Source organism: Pseudomonas sp. H26/SER47-MNA-CIBAN-0231 (assembly GCF_040310465.1).
In the GTDB taxonomy this organism is placed as follows: domain Bacteria; phylum Pseudomonadota; class Gammaproteobacteria; order Pseudomonadales; family Pseudomonadaceae; genus Aquipseudomonas; species Aquipseudomonas atacamensis.
Map to the genome: position 1 here is coordinate 114,912 of NZ_JBEOPW010000015.1, position 19,700 is coordinate 134,611.

Annotated in this window: 20 protein-coding genes; 5 read left to right on the plus strand and 15 right to left on the minus strand. The window is 60.7% G+C overall.

Features of this window, described 5'->3' with window-relative positions; all coding sequences use genetic code 11:
• The first annotated feature begins 29 nt into the window (after positions 1 to 29).
• Complete coding sequence (locus AAEZ10_RS20865; protein ID WP_071174526.1) at positions 30 to 665, plus strand: TetR/AcrR family transcriptional regulator; 636 nt, start codon at positions 30 to 32, stop codon at positions 663 to 665.
• 107 nt (positions 666 to 772) lie between these two features.
• On the opposite strand, the gene AAEZ10_RS20870 is transcribed toward AAEZ10_RS20865, so the two are convergent.
• Positions 773 to 1,555 (minus strand): class I SAM-dependent methyltransferase, encoded by a 783-nt coding sequence (locus AAEZ10_RS20870; RefSeq protein WP_502947702.1) that lies wholly within the window; start codon positions 1,553 to 1,555, stop codon positions 773 to 775.
• Positions 1,556 to 1,647: 92 nt separating this feature from the next.
• On the opposite strand from AAEZ10_RS20870, the gene AAEZ10_RS20875 reads away from it, so the two are divergent.
• The gene (locus AAEZ10_RS20875) at positions 1,648 to 2,268 is read left to right on the plus strand and encodes a hypothetical protein (RefSeq protein WP_056783179.1); all 621 of its coding nucleotides are present in this window, start codon (positions 1,648 to 1,650) and stop codon (positions 2,266 to 2,268) included.
• A 3-nt stretch (positions 2,269 to 2,271) separates the two neighbouring features.
• Here the strand turns inward: AAEZ10_RS20875 and AAEZ10_RS20880 are convergent, their stop codons facing one another.
• From AAEZ10_RS20880 to ppc, 7 genes are all read right to left on the minus strand, one after another.
• On the minus strand, positions 2,272 to 2,964 hold the full coding sequence (locus AAEZ10_RS20880; protein ID WP_122751935.1) for an extensin-like domain-containing protein: 693 nt from the start codon (positions 2,962 to 2,964) through the stop codon (positions 2,272 to 2,274).
• Positions 2,965 to 2,966: 2 nt separating this feature from the next.
• Positions 2,967 to 3,803, minus strand: a complete 837-nt coding sequence (locus AAEZ10_RS20885) for an isocitrate lyase/PEP mutase family protein (RefSeq protein WP_350570803.1) — start codon at positions 3,801 to 3,803, stop codon at positions 2,967 to 2,969.
• Positions 3,804 to 3,833: 30 nt separating this feature from the next.
• Positions 3,834 to 4,694, minus strand: a complete 861-nt coding sequence (locus tag AAEZ10_RS20890) for a DUF72 domain-containing protein (RefSeq protein WP_073476098.1) — start codon at positions 4,692 to 4,694, stop codon at positions 3,834 to 3,836.
• Positions 4,694 to 5,002, minus strand: coding sequence for a hypothetical protein (locus AAEZ10_RS20895; RefSeq protein ID WP_042606956.1), 309 nt, complete (start codon positions 5,000 to 5,002; stop codon positions 4,694 to 4,696). Before AAEZ10_RS20895 ends, AAEZ10_RS20890 begins: the two co-directional genes overlap by 1 nt.
• 258 nt (positions 5,003 to 5,260) lie before the next feature.
• Complete coding sequence (tsaB, locus tag AAEZ10_RS20900) at positions 5,261 to 5,935, minus strand: tRNA (adenosine(37)-N6)-threonylcarbamoyltransferase complex dimerization subunit type 1 TsaB (protein ID WP_350570806.1); 675 nt, start codon at positions 5,933 to 5,935, stop codon at positions 5,261 to 5,263.
• Between the two features lie 94 nt (positions 5,936 to 6,029).
• Entirely contained in the window at positions 6,030 to 6,680 is a 651-nt protein-coding gene (gene adk / locus AAEZ10_RS20905; protein ID WP_071174520.1) for an adenylate kinase, read from the minus strand.
• A gap of 300 nt (positions 6,681 to 6,980) precedes the next feature.
• Complete coding sequence (gene ppc / locus AAEZ10_RS20910) at positions 6,981 to 9,611, minus strand: phosphoenolpyruvate carboxylase (RefSeq protein WP_350570808.1); 2,631 nt, start codon at positions 9,609 to 9,611, stop codon at positions 6,981 to 6,983.
• Between the two features lie 213 nt (positions 9,612 to 9,824).
• Between ppc and AAEZ10_RS20915 the strand changes: the two genes are divergently transcribed.
• From AAEZ10_RS20915 to lptF, 3 genes are all read left to right on the plus strand, one after another.
• Positions 9,825 to 10,169, plus strand: coding sequence for a hypothetical protein (locus tag AAEZ10_RS20915; RefSeq protein ID WP_016771500.1), 345 nt, complete (start codon positions 9,825 to 9,827; stop codon positions 10,167 to 10,169).
• 367 nt (positions 10,170 to 10,536) lie between these two features.
• Positions 10,537 to 10,941 carry a DUF4398 domain-containing protein gene (locus AAEZ10_RS20920; protein WP_024011747.1) on the plus strand — a complete coding sequence of 135 codons (405 nt, stop codon included), beginning with the start codon at positions 10,537 to 10,539 and terminating at the stop codon, positions 10,939 to 10,941.
• A 55-nt stretch (positions 10,942 to 10,996) separates the two neighbouring features.
• Positions 10,997 to 11,785 carry a lipotoxin F family OmpA-related lipoprotein LptF gene (lptF, locus tag AAEZ10_RS20925; RefSeq protein WP_024011746.1) on the plus strand — a complete coding sequence of 263 codons (789 nt, stop codon included), beginning with the start codon at positions 10,997 to 10,999 and terminating at the stop codon, positions 11,783 to 11,785.
• Positions 11,786 to 12,020: 235 nt separating this feature from the next.
• Here the strand turns inward: lptF and AAEZ10_RS20930 are convergent, their stop codons facing one another.
• From AAEZ10_RS20930 to AAEZ10_RS20960, 7 genes are all read right to left on the minus strand, one after another.
• The gene (locus AAEZ10_RS20930) at positions 12,021 to 12,350 is read right to left on the minus strand and encodes a PA3694 family proteiin (RefSeq protein ID WP_350570811.1); all 330 of its coding nucleotides are present in this window, start codon (positions 12,348 to 12,350) and stop codon (positions 12,021 to 12,023) included.
• Entirely contained in the window at positions 12,347 to 13,252 is a 906-nt protein-coding gene (locus tag AAEZ10_RS20935; RefSeq protein WP_350570813.1) for an alpha/beta hydrolase, read from the minus strand. The genes AAEZ10_RS20930 and AAEZ10_RS20935 overlap by 4 nt, the downstream gene beginning before the upstream one ends.
• Positions 13,253 to 13,401: 149 nt before the next feature.
• The gene (locus tag AAEZ10_RS20940) at positions 13,402 to 14,652 is read right to left on the minus strand and encodes a flavohemoglobin expression-modulating QEGLA motif protein (protein ID WP_166554750.1); all 1,251 of its coding nucleotides are present in this window, start codon (positions 14,650 to 14,652) and stop codon (positions 13,402 to 13,404) included.
• A gap of 222 nt (positions 14,653 to 14,874) precedes the next feature.
• A complete protein-coding gene (locus AAEZ10_RS20945) occupies positions 14,875 to 15,588 on the minus strand; it encodes a TetR/AcrR family transcriptional regulator (protein ID WP_016771505.1) in 714 nt (237 codons plus the stop codon).
• 105 nt (positions 15,589 to 15,693) lie between these two features.
• Complete coding sequence (lysS, locus tag AAEZ10_RS20950; RefSeq protein ID WP_024011743.1) at positions 15,694 to 17,196, minus strand: lysine--tRNA ligase; 1,503 nt, start codon at positions 17,194 to 17,196, stop codon at positions 15,694 to 15,696.
• 79 nt (positions 17,197 to 17,275) lie between these two features.
• Positions 17,276 to 18,371 (minus strand): peptide chain release factor 2 gene (gene prfB, locus AAEZ10_RS20955; RefSeq protein ID WP_099758102.1). Its coding sequence is split into 2 segments (ribosomal slippage): positions 17,276 to 18,298 and positions 18,300 to 18,371, totalling 1,095 coding nucleotides; the frame shifts between segments, so codons are not numbered across the junction.
• A gap of 307 nt (positions 18,372 to 18,678) precedes the next feature.
• Positions 18,679 to 19,680, minus strand: a complete 1,002-nt coding sequence (locus tag AAEZ10_RS20960; RefSeq protein ID WP_024011741.1) for a response regulator — start codon at positions 19,678 to 19,680, stop codon at positions 18,679 to 18,681.
• Positions 19,681 to 19,700: the final 20 nt, after the last annotated feature.

A 19,700-nucleotide genomic window follows, 5' to 3' on the forward strand; every position in this document is an offset into this window, starting at 1 on the left:
ACTCACCAGTCCAGTATTAAAAGCGAAGAATGTCGAACAATCTTTCAGCTCCAAACGGCCCGGGCCGCCCCAAGGATCTGGCCAAACGCCAAGCGATCCTGGATGCGGCGAAAACCCTGTTTCTCTGCCATGGCTACGCCAACACCAGCATGGACGCGGTGGCCAGCGAGGCCGGCGTGTCGAAGCTGACGGTCTACAGCCATTTCAACGACAAGGAGACGCTGTTCTCCGCTGCCGTCGTCGCGAAATGCGAGGAACAATTGCCACCGCTGTTCTTCGAATTGCCGGACGGCATCGCGGTGGAAAATGTATTGCTGAACATAGCCCGAGGCTTCCACCACCTGATCAACAGCGATGAATCGGTGAACCTGCACCGTCTGATCATGGCGCTGGGCAGCCAGGATCCGAAGCTGTCGCTGATCTTCTTCGAGGCCGGCCCCGAGCGCGTGGTCAACGGCATGGAAGGTCTGCTGACGAAAATCCATGCAACCGGCGCGCTGAGCATCGACCAACCACGCAACGCCGCCGAGCACTTCTTCTGCCTGATCAAAGGCGCGGGAAATTTTCGTTTGTTGTATGGCTGCGGCGAGCCGCTGACCGGAGAGGCAGCGGAACGGCATGTGCGGGAGGTGGTGGGGTTGTTTATGAGGGCGTACAAACCCTGACAGTTTTGCGGTGCTTGTGCAGACCGCTTCGCGAGCAGGCTCGCTCCCACACTGGAATGCATTTCAACTGTGGGAGCGAGCCTGCTCGCGAATGGGGCGACGCAGTCTCAGGGCTTCAGCGCTTTTTTCGGATAAATGTCATACCGGCTCGATTTGCCATCCAGCGCATGGCTCGGTTTCGGCCCTTCGATGCACGCCGCCTTGCGCGGGCGTTTGACTACCACCCGGTGCGTGGCCAGCGCCAGCGCGGCTTCAAGCAGGGCCGGGGCATCCGGATCATCACCGACCAGCGGGCGGAACAGGCGCATTTCCTTTTTCACCAGCGCGGTTTTCTCGCGATGCGGGAACATCGGGTCGAGGTAGATCACCTGCGGCGGTTCCCCTTCCCAACTGCGCATCACTTCGATGGAATTGCCCTTGAGCAATTTCATCCGCGCCACGATCGGCGCTACATCGAAATCTTCTGCGGCCCGGGCCAAGCCATCCTCAAGCAGTGCGCCGATCAGCGGCTGGCGCTCGATCAGGCTCATTTCACAACCGAGACTGGCCAACACAAACGCGTCCTTGCCCAGCCCCGCCGTGGCATCCAGCACCCGCGGGCGCACGCCTTGGGCGATGCCGACAGCCTTGGCAATCATCTGTCCGCTGCCGCCGCCATACAAACGACGATGCGCCGCGCCGCCTTCGACGAAGTCGACCCTCACCGGTCCAGGCGCATCCGGGCCGAGTTGCTGCAACTGCAAACCCTGCTCGCCGACCTGCAAGGCGAACTCACCGTCCGCCTCGCCGAGCGGCAGGCCGAGACGTTCGGCCCACTGTTCGGCTTGCGTTTGAAACGCTGGGGCGAGGGCCTGGACATGGATGCGGCAGGCCGCAGGTGACTCGATCATGAAAAAACGCTCAAAAAAGTTAAGGATCGACAAAAACCGCCGATAAACCATTCAACGCGCATTTTGCCAGAGCTGAGCGTCAACCGAAAAAAATGTCAGGCATTCTTCCCACATCGATTGGCTACGTTTCGCCCCATGGCGACTTCAGCCGTCATAACACTCAAGCACTGAGCGGCGTCAGTCACCTGTGGCAGGATTTCTTTGCCCAGGCCCTGGCCGAACAGACGAGTGAAGTGGTGCCTGCCTGTGGCACGTTTCCACCGGTTGACCTGAACAGCCCGGAAGAACCAACCGTTGGCAGCGAGTTGCACGCGCACATCGTCAGCCAGCGCGAGTGCGATGTGGTCGAAACCCAGGTTCGCCCGCCAGAGCCACTGTTCCTGCCGATCGCCGAGTTCGAAATGGAGCTGCTGGACAAGCCGTTCCCACCGTTCCCGCCGGAAGAGCTCAAAGCCCAGCAAGAGCAACAGGATTTCGACAGCAGTTGGGTACGCCCGATTGTGATCAACAATGGCCAGCCAGTGCCGGAGCCAGGCCCTGCTCCGCAGAAACGTCCGCTGTACCTGCCGATTGCCGAGTTCGACCTGGACTTGCTGCAGAAGCCTTACCCGCCGTTCCCGCCGGAAGAAATCGTCGAGCAACAGAAAGCCCTGGACTTCGATAATGGCTGGGCTCGCCCGATCGTTCTGCAGAACCTGCGCCTCGCCGCCTGATTCTCAGCGACACACGCTCCAGCGCCCGACATCGACATGAAAGTGATTGCGATGAGCGGCGTTGTAGTCCGGACTCAACACCACACTGAATGACTCACAGGCGCCGTCACGCAGTTGGCGCAGAAACTCTGCGTCCTGATTCTGCTTGGGCCAATCCTTGAGCACGCTGATCGTGCGTCCGTCAGCCAGGCGGAAACCGGCGATGTCCAGCGCGTCGGCACTCGCATGTCGGCTGAGAGCGCCGCTCTCACGGTTGTAAACATTGCGACAGGCAAAGCTGCCGAGGTGATCGACCCGCGCGATTTTCTGGCCGTAAACCGATTGCGCCGCCGGTTGCAGGGTGTGGTGTTCAAACATTGCGTAGGCCACCGCCAGCGGGCAACTGGCGATGAAACTGCTGCTCAGCGCCACTTCACCGCCCTGCACCCGCAGAGCACCGATCAGCGGACACTTGGCGCCGGGGCTGTCGGCCTGGGGGCTGACGCGCAGATCCGAGCTGCTCAGCGCCTGTGCGCAAAGCTCAGGATCGCTGCGCAGGCGCATGAGTTTGTAACCGGTGAGCCAGTTGGGCGCGGCTTTTATGTCCAATGGCGCCCACGGGTTCCACTGCGGCGGCACGTCCAGCCAGCCACGCCAGACACTCACCGCGCCACCAGCGATCGCGAGCAACACCCCCCAGAACAGCCAACGTCCCATGCTCAGTCCTTGAAGAATTGATTGGCTTTGGCGTACGGCATCGACTGTGACGTGAAGCCAAAGGTGCCGGATTGCTGGATTTCCTCAGCCGCGCGGAAGAACTCGCCGAACGCCGCCAGCGCCAGTGCCGAGCCGGTGCTGATGCGGCGTACGCCCAGTTCCTCGAGCTGTTGCACGGTCAATTTCAATCCACCGGACATCAATACGTTGACCGGCTTCGGCGCCACGGCTCGCACCACTGCCAGCACTTCTTCGGCGCTGCGCAAACCCGGCGCATAGAGCACGTCGGCACCCGCTTCGGCAAATGCCTGCAAACGGCGAATGGTGTCGTTGAGATCGGGATTACCGTGCAGGTAATTTTCCGCGCGAGCCGTGAGGATGAAGGGAAACGGCAGCGTGCGTACCGCCGCGACGGCGGCTTCAATCCGCGCCACGGCGTGTTCGAAGCAATAGATCGGCGCGTCCGGACGTCCCGTAGCGTCCTCGATCGACCCGCCCACCGCGCCCGCTTCGGCGGCACGGAGAAGACTCTGCGCGGACTCGAGCGGATCATCGGCAAAGCCGTTTTCCAGGTCCACCGCCACCGGCAGATCCGTCGCCGCGACAATCGCCCGGACATTGGCCAGGGTCTCGTCGAGACTCAACGCGCCATCAGCTTTGCCCTGAGAAAACGCGTAACCGGCACTGGTGGTGGCCAAGGCCTGATAGCCAAGACTGGCGAGCATCTTCGCCGAGCCGGCATCCCACGGATTGGGGATGACGAAGATCCCCTGGCGATCATGCAGGGCCTTGAAGGCTTGGGCTTTAAGGAGTTGCTGTTGACTGACTTGGACGTTCATCGACGGGCTCCCGGACAGAAAAAACCCGCCTCAGAGCAAGCCAAGCTGCTCGGCGGCGGGTTCTCTGTATAGCTCAGGCAGCGCGGGCAAGCCAGGCAAACGTTGCATCAGTTGTGCGTGAAAACGTTGCGCCAGTTTCGCTGCCAACAGGTTGTCGGCGGTATGCAGAAAGACGTAGGGCGTGCGGCCCTCTTCGATCCATTCAGCGACTTTCGCCACCCACGGCACAAGAAACGCATCGTTTGCCTCAAGCTCGGGATGGCCGATGAAACGCACCTGCGGAAACTGCGTGAACGCCGCCGGACGCGTCGGTACACGCGGTTTTTTTGACTGCGCGTGGATCACCGAGGACTCGGTCGACAAGCAGCTGAACAGCGCGCGCGGGTCGAGACAGATGCGCTCGACACCGCGATCCAGCAACAGACGATTGAGCAGACGTTCGCTCTCGCCCTTGGCGAAGAACTGTTCATTGCGCACCTCGACCGCAAGCGGGCAATCCAGCGCATCGATAAACGCCGCGAGCTCCGGCAGACGCTGCGGCGTGAAGCTTTTCGACAGTTGCAGCCACAGCGGCGAAACACGTTCGCCTAACGGCTTGAGTAATTGCAGGAAAGTTTCGGCAGCGGTCAATTGCTCGCGCAAGTCGCCGCTGTGGCTGATGTCGCCGGGGAATTTGGCAGTGAAGCGAAAGTGCGCCGGCATGATCTCGGCCCAGCGCTGCACCGTGGCTGGCGACGGGCTGGCGTAGAAGGTGGTGTTGCCTTCGACGGCGTTGAACACCTGGCAGTAGAGAGCGAGAAAGTCGGAGGTTTTTGCGTCTATCGGATACAGATACTCGCGCCAGGCATTTTCGCTCCAGGACGGGCAACCGAGGTAGTAAGGCAGATCCATCAGATATACAGATCAAGGCCCAGCACGTCTGCGTCCCAATCGACAAAACCGGCGGTGCTCAGGTAGCTGGCCAGGGCCATGGCTACGCTTTTCTTCATCGCGCGGTGGTAGATCATGTCTTGTTGACGGGCAGGCAGGTTGCTCAGGCGTTGCGCGGTGGCTTGGGCTGCACGGGCGGCCATCTGCTCTTCGCTCGGGAATTCCAGCTCGCCGTCGATGATGTCGACAGATTCATCCAGCGCCGCATTGCCTTTACGCGGCTTGCGCTTGATGGGGTAGGACTGAGTGGAAACGCCGTCTATACGCATAATGTCATGCTCGGTATCAATGATGGCAATTTAGCGGCACTTGACCGACTTAGCAAACCGCCGAGTGATAACTAGAACACATAAAGCGCAAAAGGTTTTAAGCGAGGGGGCAGAAACTGACGATTGGCGATATTTGTATGTGGCCAGCGAACCTGTGGGAGCGAGCCTGCTCGCGAAGGGGCCAGCACATTCAACACATGCATTGACTGACCAGAAGCCTTCGCGAGCAAGCTCGCTCCCACAGGAGAAAGTGTCGAATCAGCGGGCTTTCGGGGTGGCAACTTTATCGCGCAGGTAGACCGGCTGGGCGTCATCTGCCGGGATCGCCTCACCGCGCTCCCAGGCGAAACGCGCCAGCGTCAACAGGTCTTCGGCGTGGGGCAGCATGCCGGCGTCGGAGCCGCTCAGATTGACCGCGATGCGCTCGCCGTAATCCCAACCAGTACCGGCACCGAACCAATCGCCACTGGCATCAGTTGGCAACGCGGCGACTTCCGGCGGCAACACGGCTTCGGCGCCAACCAGACGCATCTCCCCCGCCGTCTCGCGGTAGCAGCCCCAATACACTTCATCCATCCGCGCATCGATCGCAGCCGCGACCTGGCTTACGCCATGTTCACGAAAGGCACGCTGCGCCAGCACGGCAAGGTTGGATACCGGCAATACCGGACGATCCAGAGCAAAGGCCAAACCCTGCACCACACCGATGGCAATGCGCACACCGGTGAACGCGCCCGGGCCACGGCCGAAGGCAATCGCGTCGACAGCTTGCAACGTGGTGCCCGCATCGGCGAGCAATTGCTGGATCATCGGCAGCAGCTTCTGCGCATGCAGACGCGGGATCACCTCGTAATGGCTCGTGACCTTGCCGTCATGCAGCAAGGCAACGGAGCAAGCTTCAGTCGCGGTGTCCAGGGCCAGCAAGGTGCTCATCGATGTTTCCAAAACAGGGGTGGGGAAAAGGTGCGTCAGTATAAACAACTACGGCCCGCAAGCGGGCCGTGGATGATGTAGCCGATCAGACTTTTCAGCTCAGCGCGGCCAGCACCTTGGTGGTGATTGCATCAACCGAACCCACGCCTTCAATGTGGCTGCACTTTGGCTTGCCGCCGTTGTTGGTGGAAAGGTTCTGGTAGAACTCTACCAGCGGTTTGGTCTGCGAGTGGTAGACCGAGAGGCGATGACGTACGGTTTCTTCGGTGTCGTCTTTGCGCTGCACCAGCTCTTCGCCGGTGATGTCGTCCTTGCCAGCCAGTTTCGGCGGGTTGTAGACGATGTGGTAAACGCGGCCGCTGGCTTCGTGAACACGGCGACCGGCGATGCGCTGAACGATTTCGTCGTCTTCTACAGCGATCTCGACCACGGCATCCAGCTCGACGCCGGCAGTGACCAGCGCTTCAGCCTGCGGAATGGTGCGCGGGAAGCCGTCGAACAGGAAACCGTTGGCGCAATCAGGTTGAGCGATGCGGTCCTTGACCAGCGCGATGATCAGGTCATCCGACACCAGGCCGCCGGCATCCATGATGCTCTTGGCTTGCACGCCCAGCGGAGTGCCAGCCTTGACCGCAGCACGCAGCATGTCGCCGGTGGAGATTTGCGGAATGCCGAATTTCTCGGTGATGAACTTTGCCTGAGTACCTTTACCGGCCCCGGGAGCTCCCAGCAGAATGACGCGCATCGATGTGCTCCTCAATTTTTTATATAAAAGCTTTACAAAACAAAGGATTCGCTCGTAACCGGCGGATCCTGAAAATACGGGTCGTGGCCGCACAAACGGCCAAAGGCTGATCAAGATACACAGCAGGCTGCGCCCACACAAGACGCCAAAAGTCGGAGAAACCGACGCCCGCCGTGACCTCGCGACGCGGTAACCCAAGTCGCAACCCCTACATTAACTGTCGCCTGGCGGCACTTTCCTACAGCAGGAGAAGCGGCATCCGACCCTCATCGCGAATGCCGCCTGACATGCTCAGCAACCTTAGCCGGTATTGCGCAATCCGGCGGCAATCCCCGCCACAGACACCAGCAGCGCCTGTTCCACCGGGCTGCCCTGCTCGACATCCTGCTGCCGCGAACGCGCCAACAGCTCGGCCTGCAATAGATGCAGCGGGTCCAGATAGGTATTACGCAAGCGGATGAATTCGAGGGTGTCCGGGCTGTGCGCCAGCAGCTGCGACTGCCCGGTCAGGCCCAGTACCACCGAGCACGCCTGCGACAATAGGTCGCGTAACTGCGCGCCCAATGGCAGCAGATCAGCCTCGACCAAACGTTCGTCGTAGGACTGCGCAATATCCGCATCGGCCTTGGCCAAGACCATTTCCAGCATGTCGATACGGGTGCGGAAGAACGGCCACTGTTCGCGCATCTGCCCGAGCAACTCGCCCTCGCCGCGCTCCAGCGCCTTGCTCAGCGCCGTCTCCCAGCCCAGCCAGGCCGGCAGCATCAATCGGGTTTGGGTCCAGCCGAAAATCCACGGAATTGCCCGCAGGCTTTCGATACCGCCGGCACGGCGTTTGGCCGGGCGACTGCCGAGCGGCAACCGTCCGAGCTCCTGCTCCGGGGTCGATTGACGGAAATACTCGACGAATTGCGGATTTTCCCGCACCACCTGGCGGTAAGCGCTGACACCGTCCGCCGCCAATTCGTCCATCAGATGGCGCCATTCCGGAGTCGGCGGCGGCGGTGGCAGCAAGGTTGCCTCGAGCACGGCGGCCAGATACAGATTGAGGTTTTGCTCGGCGATGTCCGGCAGGCCGAATTTGAAACGAATCATTTCGCCCTGCTCGGTGGTGCGGAAACGTCCCGCCACCGAACCCGGTGGTTGCGACAGAATCGCCGCGTGCGCCGGGCCGCCGCCACGGCCAACGGTGCCGCCACGACCGTGGAACAGCAGCAGTTCGACTTGCTGCTCACGGCAGATTTCCACCAGTCGTTCCTGCGCCCGATATTGCGCCCACGCCGCAGCGGTGGTGCCGGCGTCCTTGGCCGAGTCGGAATAGCCGATCATCACCTCCTGCGGGCCATGCAAACGCGCGCGATAGCCCGGCAACAGCAGCAGACGTTCCATCACCGGCCCGGCGTTGTCGAGGTCGGCGAGGGTCTCGAACAGCGGCACCACGCGCATCGGCCGCAATACGCCGGATTCCTTGAGCAGCAGTTGCACCGCGAGCACGTCGGAAGCGGCGCCGGCCATGGAGATCACGTAGGAGCCCAGCGACGCAGCGGGCGCGGCGGCGATTTCCTTGCAGGTGTTGAGCACTTCGGCGGTATCCGCCGATGGTTTGAAATGCGCGGGCAGCAACGGTCGACGGTTGCTCAGCTCCTCGGTGAGGAAGTTGATGCGCTGTTCTTCATCCCAATCTTCGTAGCGGCCGAGGCCGAGGTAATCGGTGATTTCGGTCATTGCCGAGCTGTGCCGCGTCGAATCCTGACGCACATCGAGGCGCACCAGGAACAGGCCGAACGTCACCGCCCGACGCAGGCAGTCGAGCAACGGCCCGTCGGCGATGACGCCCATGCCGCACTCGTGCAGCGAGTTGAAACACAACTGCAAAGGCTCAAGCAGATCGCGATTGTCGTGCAGCACATCGGTGGTGGCCGGGGTCGGCGCGGTCAATGCAGCGTGCGCCCAATTGCGTGTAGCGCGCAGGCGTTCGCGCAATTGCTTGAGCACCGCGCGATAGGGTTCGGCGCTGTCGCCGGCCTTGGTCTTCAGCGCGTCGCTGGCCTGCTGCATCGACAGTTCGGCAGCAAGGTGATCGACATCGCGCAGATACAAATCAGCGGCCATCCAGCGCGCCAGCAGCAAGACTTCGCGAGTGACGGCGGCGGTGACATTGGGGTTGCCGTCACGGTCGCCGCCCATCCATGAGGCGAAGCGGATCGGCGCGGCTTCCAGCGGCAAGCGCAGACCCGTGGCGGCGAACAGCGCCTGATCGGCCTTGCGCATATGGTTGGGGATCGCCTGCCACAACGAATGCTCGATCACCGCAAAGCCCCATTTGGCTTCATCGACCGGCGTCGGGCGGGTGCGGCGGATTTCTTCGGTGTGCCAGGCTTCGGCGATCAGCCGTTGCAGTTTGCTCTGGATCTGCTCGCGCTCGGCGCTGGTCAGGTCGCGATGGTCCTGCGCGGCCAGTTGCGCGGCGATCGCGTCGTACTTCTGGATCAACGTGCGTCGCGCCACTTCGGTCGGGTGCGCGGTCAGCACCAGTTCGATTTCCAGCCGCGCCAGCTGCCGGGCCAGAGATTCGGCGCTGTGCCCTTCACTGCGCAGGCGCGCGAGCAGTTCCGGCAACACCCGCGACTCGAACGGCGCCGGTTGCGACTCCTCGCGGCGATGGATCAGTTGATACTGCTCGGCAATGTTCGCCAGGTTGAGAAACTGATTGAACGCCCGCGCGACCGGGAGCAATTCGTCTTCGCTCAATTGATTGAGGCTGGCGCTCAGTTCAGCGTCCATCGAGCCGCGCCGGTCGGCCTTGGCGCCTTTGCGAATCTGCTCGATCTTGTCGAGGAACGCCTCGCCGTACTGGTCTCGAATGGTGTTGCCCAACAGCTCTCCGAGCAGGTGAACATCTTCGCGCAAGCGTGCATCAATATCGGTCATCAGCAGTTCTCCAGCGGTAATCGGGGACAGCGCAGAAACGAATGCTTTGCCAGAGAGTGCCGCTCTGCGCCGCTTCTTACAAGCAGGCGACGAATTGACTTTAAACCTTGCCGGCGAAAGCTAGTCTCAACAGTAAGCCGTACGACGGCCCGCCGCCGGCGCTGCCGGACACTCACCCAGGCCTGCCATCAGCAGGCGCTAAATGAGGTCATCATGAAAATTCGTGAACTCGCCCAGCATTGGGAAGAAAACGCCAAAGGTCGCCTGACCGACACCGGCTACACGATTCATCTGGACGTCGAGGCCGCCGCGCGCCTGGCGGCAATTGCCGAGATGTATCCCAAACGTCATCCCGAGGAACTGCTCGGCGAACTGATCGGCGCCGCGCTCGAGGAGTTCGAAGCGAGCCTGCCGTATGTGAAGGGTTCGACGGTGGTGGCGACCGATGAGGAAGGTGATCCGTTGTATGAGGATGTCGGCCCGACGCCGCGTTTTCTGGCGTTGTCGCGGCGGCATTTGCATGATTTGTCCTCGGCTGAGAACAAGCAGAAGCACTGATTCCTGACACCGAGAAAAATGTGGGAGCGGGCTTGCCCGCGATGGCGGCAGTTCAGTCAAAAATGTGCTGAGCATGATGGCCTCATCGCTGGCAAGCCAGCTGCCACAGGGTACTGATCACCCTCTGGTATCACCTTAAAACCCACCCGCGCGTACCGCTCCAAAGCCCCAAAGTTCCCATCCCAGAGCCTTGTCCAAACGGTCAATTTAATTTTTGGCGATAGGCCATCTTTTCTGAACTTTTCAAAAATGCCGCCGGTCGGAACAGGTAACCACGCCTGGAACGAGCGTTTCAATTCGCGTCTACAAGCGATGCTTTCGCCTCCTCTGCCAGGATGGATTCAGTTGTATTTTCAGGAGATGCCTAATGGAGTTGAAGACCATGAAAACCCAAACCTCGTTTTCCCACCTGCGCGGTCTGAAACTGGCCGCTCTGGCCATCGGCACCAGCTTCGTACTGGCCGGTTGCGCCGGTAATCCTCCGACCGAGCAGTACGCCGTCACTCAATCGGCCGTCAACAGCGCCGTCAGCGCTGGCGGTACCGAGTTCGCTGCGGTGGAAATGAAGCAGGCTCAGGACAAACTGAAACAAGCTGAAATCGCCATGCACGACAAGAAGTATGACGAGGCCCGTCGCCTGTCCGAACAGGCTGAATGGGACGCTCGCGTCGCTGAACGCAAGGCTCAGGCCGCCAAGGCCGAACAGGCTGTGAAGGATTCCCAGAAAGGTGTTCAGGAACTGCGTCAGGAAAGCCAGCGCACTGTGCAGTAAGCGCGCATCCCGACCGCAAAGCTGAAACTCTTACCGATAGAAAGGACGACAAATTATGCGTAAGCAACTGATGATTCCCGCTCTTCTGGCCGCAAGCGTTGCACTGGCTGCCTGCTCCACCCCGCCTAACCCGAACCTGGAACAGGCGCGCACCAACTACGCCGGCCTGCAGGCCAACCCACAGGCGAGCAAAGTCGCGGCACTGGAAACCAAAGACGCCAGCGATTACCTGGACAAGGCCGACAAGGCTTATCTGGACAAAGAAGACGCGGCCAAGGTTGACCAACTGGCTTACCTGACCAACCAGCGCGTGGAAGTGGCAAAGCAGACCATCGCTCTGCGCACCGCTGAAAACAACCTGAAAAACGCCGCAGCCCAACGTGCCCAGGCCCGTCTGGATGCCCGTGACCAGCAGATCAAACAACTGCAGGACAGCCTCAACGCCAAGCAGACCGATCGCGGCACGCTGGTGACTTTCGGTGACGTGCTGTTCGCCACCAACAAGGCTGATCTGAAATCCAGCGGCCTGGTGAACATCAACAAACTGGCGCAATTCCTTCAGGAAAACCCGGATCGCAAAGTGATCGTCGAGGGTTACACCGACAGCACCGGCACCGCTAGCTACAACCAGTCGCTGTCCGAGCGCCGCGCGACTTCCGTGCAGATGGCCCTGATCAAGATGGGCGTCGACCCTTCGCGCATCGTCGCTCAGGGTTATGGCAAGGAGTACCCGGTAGCGGATAACGGCAGCGTTTCGGGTCGTGCGATGAACCGTCGTGTGGAAGTGACCATTTCCAACGACAACCAGCCAGTAGCACCGCGTTCTTCGGTGAGCTCGAACTAAGCTTCACCCGGTAACGCAAAAGCCCCGCCTGAATTGATCAGGCGGGGCTTTTTTGTGGGAGCAGACATCGTAGCCCCTCACCCCAGCCCTCTCCCGAGGGAAAGGGAGCCGATTTGTGTCGCTTTCAAAACTTGTGTTCGGCGCAATGGATCAGGTCGACTTAGCTTAAACAAACACCTCGGTCAGTCCCCTCTCCCTCTGGGAGAGGGTTAAGGTGAGGGCTGAACCTGCAGAATCACTTCTCGAGTTTCTGCGGAGTCTCTTCGCCCATACACCGCACGGCTTTCTTCTGCGCATTAACCAGCACCCCGGTCAGGCCTTTCTGTTCGGTATCGAACAGCACCAGCACGCCATCGATGCACTGCGCCACTTGCGGCGCAGGCGTCAGCGAGACTTTGTAGTCCTCGCCCGGCACGGTCTTGAGCATGGTGAATTCGCTGAGCAGCAACGCATCCTCCGGCTTGGCGAAGTGCAGGTAGCCGTAGTACCACAGCGCCCCGACGGTGCCGAGGATGCTGCAGATACCCGTGATGATCAGCGGGATGGCGTTACGTTCGTCAGTCATTGCGGGCTCTCATCTTCAGAATTCGGGGGTTTCGGATAGTTGGGGATTTCGCCGAGGCGGCGCAGGCCGTCGAAGTGTTCGGGATCATCGAGGTAGCGCAGCATGACCTGACGCCACACCGGGTCGCCGAAGGTCTGCACATGACCACCACGGGTCAGCTGCAACACGCGCGGCGGCGGCGCTGCCTGATACAGGCGAATGCCGTTGACCATCGGCACCAGCGGATCGTCGATGCTATGGAAGATCAGCTTCGGCACGCCGGTCAGCTGCGCCATCGAGTTGATTGCGCTGTCGCCGTCCGGCACCAGCCACGACAGCGGCACTTGCAATGGCCAGGTCAGCCACGAAGTGCTGAGGGCGAATTGGCCGACACTGCGATAACTGGCCGGCACGCCATCCAGCACCAGGGCCTTGAGTTGTTTTTGCCGCTCCGGGTGCTGCGCCAGCCAATGCACCGACATCGCGCCGCCCAGACTCTGCCCGAGCAGCACCAGCGGTTTGCCTTTGACCTCGGGCGCGTTGTCGAGCCAGGCGAACGCGGCGTCAATGTCCTGATAGATCGCCGGCAGGCTCGGCTTGCCTTCGGACAAACCGTAGCCGCGATAGTCGACCAGCAGCACCTGATAGCCGTTCTTCGGCAACCACCAGCTGCCGCCCAGATGCATCGGCAAATTGCCGCCGTTGCCGTGCAGATGCAGGACCGTGCCTTTGACCTCGACGCCAGGTTTGGCCGGCAGCCACCAGGCGTTGAGTTTCAAGCCATCGGCGGTGATCAGGGTGACGGTGCGGTATTCGAGTTTGGCTTTGTCCGGGGTGAAGATCTGGCCCGGTTCCGGGTAGAACAGCAGCGAACTGCAACCGCTGAGGGTCAAGAGCAGGCAAAGGATGCCGAGGATTCTCATCCGGTGAAACCTCGCGAAATTTCAGGTTGAAATACGGTTAGATCGTTCCCACGCTCGGCGTGGGAATGCCGCCATGGACGCTCTGCGTCCACCGTGACGCGGAGCGTCATGGGATGCATCCCCACGCGGAGCGTGGGAACGATCAGCTATCAGAGGATATTGGAGTAATCCGCCTCAATCCGGTCCAGGCTCAAATGGTTGAGGAAGTTGGAGAAACACATCCACGCCGACAACGCATTCAGATCCCGGAACTGATCAGGCAGATATTTCGGCGGCACCACCAGGCCTTCGTCCACTAGTTGCCGCAAGGTACGCATGTCTTCCAGTGTGGTCTTGCCACAGAACAACAGCGGGATCTGCTCGAGCTTGCCCTTGCGCACGGCCAACTGAATGTAGTTGTAAACCATGATGAAGCCCTTGAGGTAGGACAAGTCTTTGGTGAATGGCAGACCGGTCGGCGTCGAGCCACGGAAAACCCGGCTGGCATTGCCGTAGCTTTCGGCCATCTCGAAACCTTGCTCGCGGAAAAATTCGTAGATCTGCAAGAAGTCCGCGCCCTCCTCGACCATATGAATCGCACGGGTGCGGTTGGTCAGTTTGCGTAGGCGACTCGGGTAAGAAGCGAAGGTGATGATTTCCATCAGGATCGCTAGACCTTCCTGGGTCACCGTCGACGAGGGCGGGCCTTTCGACAGGAACGTGCAGATCGGCTGGTTCAAGCCATTGAGCGTAGTGCCGACATGCACCAGACCTTCGTGGACTTCCAGTGCGCGCACGTCGCGGTCGTTGAACAGCGCGTCGGTGCGGATCTTGATGTAGTCAGCGCCTGCGGCGGCATCCGCGACGATGCCGTCGGACTCGAACACGCGAATCGTCTCTTCGGCCTCACCGAATACCTTGTTCAGTCGGGTTTGCAGCAGGTGCACCGCGTCTTTGGCGGTGAGGATCTTCGGCTCGTCCTTCAGATCGCCGCGCCCGTCGATGTTGTTCAGGTAGTCGGACATCATCAGGCCGAGGTCGGCGAGGGTCGGGTCACCGGCGTGGAAGGCATCGGACGCCGCGCCGTACAGCTCCTGCGAGATCAGGCCGAAGTCCTCGGTGCCGCGCGCTTCGAGCATGCGCACCACCATGCGGTATTCCTTGCACATGCGCCGCATGATCTGCCCGACCGGGTTGAACTGGCCGAGCTGGCGGGTGATGTCGCGCTCGATGTTCTGGAATTCCAGTTTGACCTGGCTCGAATCGAACGACAGCGGGCGGTTGAGGTAGTAGTCGCGATCCACCGCCGGCATTTCCTTGCCCTTGGCCTTGAGGAAGCCCTTGCGCACGTTGTCGTCCCACTTGACCGCATCGAGCACGCGGATCGGTGTCTGCGCCAGCACAATGCGATCGGACAACATGCGTATCGTCTGCTGGTAATCGTCCACCCGAAACTCCTGTAGAAAAACGTGACGTGCTGAAACTCAGACTTTTGATCATTCCCACGCTCTGCGTGGGAATGTCGCCCGGGACGCTCCGCGTCCCTTTTTGCTGCGTGACGCAGAGCGTCACAGGATGCATTCCCACGCGGAGCGAGGGAACGATCATCAACGGCTCGCTTCCACAGGGTGTAGCGTGAAACGCTAGACCGACGCCAGCACCAGGTGCATATACCGCGTCAGAATCCCGAGCATGTCCTCTTCGGCCAGAGGCTCGGCGTCGTTGAGCAGGCCCTGATATTCCATCCGGCCGATAATCGCCGTCAACACCTTGGCATCCTGCTGCGGTTCGCGCGAGCCCAGTACCTGGAACAACTGGCAGGTGCCCTGCAGCAGAATCTGCTGGTGGGAGCGCACCAGAATGGCCAGACGCGGATTGAGCAGCGCTTCCTGGCGAAACGCCTGTTCGGCCATCAGATGCTCGCGGCGGTTGATCAGTTGCCGGTGCACGTAATCGGCCATCAGCCGCGCGATGTCATCGGCCAGTTGTGAGCGCGACTCCGGGCTGCCGTCGGCGCTGACCACCATTTCGCGCAGCAGACCTTCGTTATTGATCCACAACTTGGCCATGTACGCCGCGCTGCGTTCAACGTATTGGGCGAAGGTATCGGTGAGCAGATCATCGATGTCCTTGAAGTAATACGTGGTCGCCGACAGCGGCACGCCGGCCTCCGCCGCGACCGCACGATGGCGCACGGCACGCACGCCGTCGCGCACGACAATGCGCATCGCGGCGTCGAGAATGTCCTGGCGACGCTGCTCACTGCCCTGTCGGCTGGCCTTGCGGCCCTGGTACTGAACACTTTCAGCGACCGCAGTGGCGATACCCGCTGCACCTTCTTGAGCTAATGCACCCATCACGACAGCACTTCCTCTACTAATGCCAAATTAACCAATTGATACATTTGTACCAGACAGGCAATAAAAAGCCGCCTGTTTTAGGCGGCTTTTTAACTGAAACGTTTACGCTTGCGGTCGCATGTGCGGGAACAGGATCACATCGCGGATCGACGGCGAGTTGGTGAGCAACATCACCAGACGATCGATGCCGATACCTTCGCCGGCGGTTGGCGGCATGCCGTACTCCAGCGCACGGACGAAGTCGGCGTCGTAGTGCATGGCTTCGTCGTCGCCGGCGTCCTTGTCGGCCACCTGCGCCATGAAGCGCTCGGCCTGGTCTTCCGCGTCGTTCAACTCGGAGTAGGCGTTGGCGATTTCACGACCACCGATGAACAGCTCGAAGCGGTCGGTGACGTTCGGGTTCTCGTCGTTGCGACGGGCCAGCGGCGACACTTCGAACGGGTACTGAGTGATGAAGTGCGGCTGCTCCAGCTTGTGCTCGACCAGCTCTTCGAAAATCATCACCTGCAATTTGCCCAGCCCTTCGAAGCCCAGCACCTTGGCGCCGGCCTTCTTGGCGATGGCGCGAGCCTTGTCGATGTCGTTCAGATCATCGGCTGTCAGCTCAGGGTTGTACTTGAGGATCGAGTCGAACACCGACAGACGCACGAACGGCTCGCCGAAGTGGAACACCTTGTCGCCGTACGGCACGTCGGTGCTGCCCAGCACCAGCTGCGCCAGCTCGCGGAACAGTTCTTCGGTGAGGTCCATGTTGTCTTCGTAATCGGCGTATGCCTGATAGAACTCCAACATGGTGAATTCAGGGTTGTGACGAGTCGAAACGCCTTCGTTACGGAAGTTGCGGTTGATCTCGAAGACCTTTTCAAAACCGCCAACCACCAGACGCTTCAGATACAGCTCTGGCGCGATACGCAGGAACATTTCCATGTCCAGCGCGTTGTGGTGGGTTTCGAACGGCTTGGCTGCGGCGCCGCCGGGAATGGTCTGCAGCATCGGCGTTTCGACTTCGAGGAAGTCGCGCTTCATCAGGAAGCTGCGGATGTGCGCGATCACTTGCGAACGCACGCGGAAGGTCTGGCGCACGTCTTCGTTGACGATCAGGTCGACGTAACGCTGGCGGTAGCGCTGTTCGGTGTCGGTCAGGCCGTGGTGCTTGTCCGGCAGCGGGCGCAGCGACTTGGTCAGCAGGCGCACGTTGGTCATTTCAACGTACAGGTCGCCTTTGCCGGAACGCGCCAGGGTGCCTTCGGCGGCAATGATGTCGCCCATGTCCCAGGTTTTCACCGCGGCCAGGGTTTCTTCGGACAGCGTCTTGCGGTTGACGTAGACCTGAATGCGCCCGGTCATGTCCTGGATCACCATGAACGAGCCACGGTTGAGCATGATGCGACCGGCAACCTTGACCGGGATTGCAGCCTCTGCCAGTTCTTCCTTGGTCTTGTCCGCGTACTGTTTCTGCAAGGCATCGCAGTAGTTGTCGCGGCGGAAGTCGTTCGGGAAGGCATTGCCCTTGGCGCGCTCGGCAGCAAGCTTTTCCTTGCGCAGGGCGATCAGGGAGTTTTCTTCCTGTTGCAGGGCTTGCGGGTCGAGTTGTAGGTCGCTCATGTCTTTAAGTATTCCATCAGGTTCGTTGCCCCCAGCCTTCGGCTGGGGATCGCGGGCGAGCCCGCTCCCACAGAGGGTGTTACAGGCCGGATTTCAGGCTGGCTTCCAGGTACTCATCGATGTCGCCATCGAGCACCTTGTCGCAATCGCTGCGTTCGATGTTGGTACGCAGATCCTTGATCCGCGAGGCATCGAGCACGTAAGAGCGAATCTGGTGACCCCAGCCGATGTCCGACTTGGTGTCTTCCAGCGCCTGCGAAGCGGCGTTGCGCTTCTGCATTTCCTGCTCGTACAACTTGGCCCGCAGCATTTTCATCGCGGTGTCCTTGTTGGCGTGCTGGGAACGCTCGTTCTGGCAGCTGACCACGGTGTTGGTCGGTACGTGGGTGATACGTACGGCCGAGTCGGTGGTGTTTACGTGCTGACCACCGGCACCAGAGGAACGATAGGTGTCGATCCGCAGGTCTGCCGGGTTGATTTCGATCTCCACCTTGTCATCGATCTCTGGCGAGACGAAAACGGCGGAGAACGAGGTATGGCGACGGTTGCCGGAGTCGAACGGGCTCTTGCGCACCAGACGGTGCACGCCGATCTCGGTACGCAGCCAGCCAAAGGCGTATTCGCCCTTGATGTGCACGGTCGCGCCCTTGATCCCGGCGACTTCACCGGCGGACAGTTCCATGATGGTCGCATCGAAACCGCGTTTGTCGGCCCAGCGCAGGTACATGCGCAGCAGGATGTTGGCCCAGTCCTGCGCTTCGGTACCGCCGGAACCGGCCTGGATGTCCAGGTAGGCGTTGTTCGGGTCCATTTCATGGCTGAACATGCGGCGGAATTCCAGCTTGGCCAGATTTTCCTCGAGACGGGCCAGCTCGGCGACGACATCGCCCACTGCGCCTTCGTCATTCTCTTCGACGGCCATGTCCAGCAGGTCGCGGCAATCGGCCAGACCGCCGTTCAGTTCGTCGAGGGTGTCGACGATCTGCGCCAGCGCGGCACGCTCGCGGCCCAGCTCCTGGGCGTATTCAGGTTTGTTCCAGACACTCGGATCTTCAAGCTCGCGATTGACCTCGGTCAGACGCTCATGCTTTTGATCGTAGTCAAAGATACCCCCGAATAGTTTCGGAGCGCTCGGACAGGTCCTTGATGGTGTTCAGGATCGGGTTGATTTCCATGACGGGCAGCACTCGTTGGCGAACTTTTGAAAGCCGGCGAGTATAACGTAAACAGCCTGTCGCGGCAGCCCGTCTGGCGGTGAATGGGCCGAGATTGCTGCCCTCACCCTAGCCCTCTCCCGGAGGGAGAGGGGACCGATCGGGGGATATTTGACACATACGCCGAATAGAATGGCTTCACCGAATCCGTGATCGCCAAGCCTGAAGATCCATAATCGCTGCGATCTCTCAGGTCGATGTCTGGCCCGAGACACCTCGGTCGGCCCCCTCTCCCTCCGGGAGAGGGCTGGGGTGAGGGCAACGGCCGTTACTCGATCCCGACCTGATTGCGCCCATTGTTCTTGGCCAGATACAACCCGCGATCCGCCGCCGAAATCAGCAGCCGGCAATCACTCCCCGCCTGGGGCACCATGGTCGCCAGACCAATGCTGATGGTCAGACTGGAGCCCTCGGCCGGTGTGTTGTGCGGAATTTTCAGCGCCGCCACGGTCTGGCGCAGTTTTTCGGCCAACAGCCGCGCGCCGCCCGGCGAAGTGTTCGGCAGGACCAGCACAAACTCCTCGCCGCCATAACGCGCCGGCAGGTCCGATGGCCGCGAGCTGGCGTCACGGATGGCTGCGGCGACCTTGCGCAACGCTTCGTCGCCTTCAACGTGACCGAAACTGTCGTTGTACGACTTGAAGTAATCGACGTCGATCATCAGCAACGACAGCTGCGTCTGATCGCGCAGCGAACGGCGCCACTCCAGTTCCAGGTACTCGTCGAAGTGCCGGCGGTTGGACAGCCCGGTCAGGCCATCGGAATTCATCAGCCGTTGCAGCACCAGATTGGTGTCGAGCAATTGCTGCTGGCTGACCCGCAACGCTCGGTACGCGGCGTCGCGCTGCAGCAATGTCATGTAGGAACGCGAGTGATAGCGAATGCGTGCGACCAGTTCAATGGTGTCCGGCAGCTTCACCAGATAATCGTTGGCGCCAGCGGAAAACGCCGCGCTCTTGATCAGCGGGTCTTCCTTGGTCGAGAGGACGATGATCGGGATGTCCTTGGTCGCCGGGTGATTGCGGTATTCGCGCACCAGGCTCAGACCATCAAGGCCGGGCATCACCAGGTCCTGGAGGATCACCGTCGGTTTGATCCGCACCGCCTGGGCGATGGCCTGCTGCGGGTCGGAGCAGAAGTGGAAGTCGATGTTTTCCTGATTCGACAGCCCACGGCGCACCGCTTCGCCGATCATCGCCTGATCATCCACCAACAACACCATGGCGGCGTTCTCGTCGGTTTTAATGTCGTCGATCTGTAAATCATTCATGAGCGGTCACCTGAGTACTG